Origin of the sequence: Micromonospora sp. NPDC047548 (assembly GCF_040642975.1) — a bacterium.
Classification (GTDB): domain Bacteria; phylum Actinomycetota; class Actinomycetes; order Mycobacteriales; family Micromonosporaceae; genus Micromonospora.
On sequence record NZ_JBEYTI010000113.1, the window covers coordinates 1 to 2,695 of the forward strand.

Below are 2,695 nucleotides of genomic sequence, written 5' to 3' on the forward strand. Positions count from 1 at the left end.
CCGCCGTGCGCGCAATATTGACCTTGGCTGACCGTGAAGAGATATCCCGTGGCCTGGCCGAAGGCCTGGAGTACAAGCAGATCGGGGTCCTGATCAGCCGGAACCCGTCGATGATCTCGCGGGAGGTCGCCCGGCACGGCGGCCGGGTCGGGTACCGGGCCGCTCCGTCCGCCGTGGCGGTGCCCGCCCCGCGCCGGCGCCGCGGATCCGTGAGCCCCGCTACCTGGACGAACGCCCCGCCGAGGTCGAGGGCCGACAGGTCCCCGGGCACTGGGAAGGCGACTTGGTCATCGGCAAGGCGGGTAAGAGCGCGGTGGCGACGCTGGTCGAGCGCACGTCCCGGTTCGTGGTCCTGGTCCCGCTGACCGGCCGGGACTCGTTGACCGTCGGCGACGCGATCATCGCCGCCGCCGGGACGCTACCCGTGCAGCTGGCCCGGTCGTTGACCTGGGACTGCGGGTCGGAGATGGCCGGCCACGCGAGGATCACCGCCGCCGGGCTGCCGGTGTACTTCGCCCGCCCGCACTCACCCTGGCAACGCGGCAGCAACGAGAACGCCAACCGGATCCTGCGGGAGTACTTCCCCAAGGGCGTCCCGATCACCTCCGACCCCAAGTACCTGGCGATGGTCGCGTCGACGCCGAGACGTTGACAGCGGTGCTGGCCGGCTGGCTGTGCTCCCGGCTGTCGGCGCCGCCGCCGGTGCGGCGGGTCATCGCCGTTGACGGCAAGGTGGTGCGGGGTGCTGTCCTGCCCGAGGGGCGGGTTCACCTGCTGTCGGCCTACGACACCTCCACCGGCGTGGTCCTGGCGCAGGTCCAGGTCGCGGTGAAGTCGAACGAGATTCCGGCGTTCGCTCCGCTGCTGGAGCAGGTCGCGGTCCGGTTGGGCGGCCTGGCAGGTGTAGTGATCGTCGCGGACGCGCTCCACGCACAGGTCGCCCACGCCCGAGCCGTCGCCGCTGCCGGCGGGCACCTGTATGTGTCGGTCAAGGCCAACCAGCCGACGTTGTTCGCCCAGCTCAAGCATCTGCCCTGGGCGCAGGTGCCGGTCGGGGACCAACACCGCGACACCGGACACGGCCGTCGTGAGACCCGTACCGTCAAGGCGTTGACCGTCCAGACTCCCGGTGGCATCGGCTTCCCCCACGCCCAACAGGCCGTCCGGATCACCCGCTCCCGCACGGTGGCCGGCAAGCGCACACGAGAGACCGTCTATCTGGTGGCGTCACTGCCCGCCGCCCACGCCCAGCCCGCTGACCTGCAGGAATGGGCACGCCTGGAATGGCATGTCGAGAACCGGCTGCACTGTCGAGTCGGCCTGGGGCGCGGTGCCGGGATTACTCTCGGTCCGTTTCCCCAGGCCGCTCTCCGAACCCGGCGTGCCTGTCTCCAGGCACCGGGCTCTCCACGGCTGTGCCGTCAGGCTTGTTGCAGCAGGGGCCACGGAGTGGGGATCGCTGCACCTCGATAGCGGTAGCGGGTGACCCGCACGGTGTTGAGGTCGAACAGTGCGATCCCGTCCGCCGACAGCGGCTTCCACCGCCCTTGCTCGGTGGTGAACCGTCGGCGGAACGCTGTCCACGTCCACCGGTGCAGCGTTCGCCACCACCGCACGACCCGGTTCCACACGAAGTGGGCCAGTTGCCGGAAGGTGTTCTTGGCGACCGCGTGTCGGAAGTACGTGGACCAGCCGCGCAGGACCTGCCCGAGGCGGATCAGCACGGCTGCCGGGTCCTGCTGTGATGTCCTGCGGGTCAGGGCACGTACTTTGCTCTTCAGCGACCGGACGGGCCGATCGCCTATGAACGTGTACACGTGCCACTTCGACGATCCTCGTTTACGGCGCCGCTGGATACGGAACCCGAGGAAGTCGAACCCCTCGCTCAGGTGGACCACGCGGGTCTTCTCCGCCGACAGGCGGAGCCCGATCGTGGCCAGCACCGTCGCGATGCTCTCGCGCAAAGCCTCGACGTCGTCTCGGGCACCGTTCACCAGAACCGCGAAATCGTCCGCGTACCGGACGATCCGCCAGTTCGGCAGGCCTTTCTGACGTCGATACCGGCGGCGGCCGTCGGTACTCATCGTCCCGCCCGGCTTCCACGGCGCGTGGACATGCTCATCGAGCACGCTGAGCGCGATGTTCGCCAGCAGCGGGGACAAGATCCCGCCTTGTGGTGTTCCCGTGGCAGTGTCCTCAACATGGCCGAGTTCGGTCATCACCCCGGCCTTGAGGAACGCCTTCACCAGCGCCAGTACGCGTTTGTCCTTGATCCTCGACCGGACCCGGTCCATCAGGGCGGTGTGATCGATCTCGTCGAAACACGCCTTGATGTCAGCGTCCAGCACCCACTCGTAGCTCTTGGTGCCGAACAGGTGGATCTCAGCAATCGCGTCCTGCGCCCGCCGCCGGGGCCGGTGAGGTCGACTCGGGGCGCGGTGCCGGCCTTTCAGCCGGTCCGTTTCCCCGAGCCGCCTCCCGAACCCGCCGTGCGCCTCATCGACGCAGCGGGCTCTCCACAAGTCCCGTCCAGGGCTGGTGGTGTTGTCCTCATACCTCGGTCGGCCAGGGTGAGGGGATGCCGATCACGCCCCGATACCGGGCGGAGTCAAACGGTCATCGCGACACCAAGGTAGGATGATCTTGGATGTCGAGTGATTGGGTGATGAATGAGCGGGTCTTCTCCGTTGACGGT

At 68.5% G+C, this 2,695-nt stretch carries 2 protein-coding genes and 2 pseudogenes; 3 read left to right on the forward strand and 1 reads right to left on the reverse strand.

Going from position 1 to position 2,695, the window contains the following annotated elements:
• Positions 1-5: 5 nt before the first annotated feature.
• The 3 genes and pseudogenes from ABZ807_RS33245 to ABZ807_RS33255 all read left to right on the forward strand — a co-directional run.
• A pseudogene (locus ABZ807_RS33245) lies at positions 6-125 on the forward strand (helix-turn-helix domain-containing protein); the annotation flags it as partial.
• Between the two features lie 62 nt (positions 126-187).
• Positions 188-652 (forward strand): annotated as a pseudogene (locus tag ABZ807_RS33250) (IS30 family transposase); the annotation flags it as partial.
• A 5-nt stretch (positions 653-657) separates the two neighbouring features.
• On the forward strand, positions 658-1,473 hold the full coding sequence (locus ABZ807_RS33255) for an ISAs1 family transposase (RefSeq protein WP_357167110.1): 816 nt from the start codon (positions 658-660) through the stop codon (positions 1,471-1,473).
• On the opposite strand, the gene ABZ807_RS33260 is transcribed toward ABZ807_RS33255, so the two are convergent.
• Entirely contained in the window at positions 1,422-2,522 is a 1,101-nt protein-coding gene (locus ABZ807_RS33260) for a reverse transcriptase domain-containing protein (protein WP_357167112.1), read from the reverse strand. The two genes, ABZ807_RS33255 and ABZ807_RS33260, sit on opposite strands and share 52 nt — an antisense overlap.
• Positions 2,523-2,695: the final 173 nt, after the last annotated feature.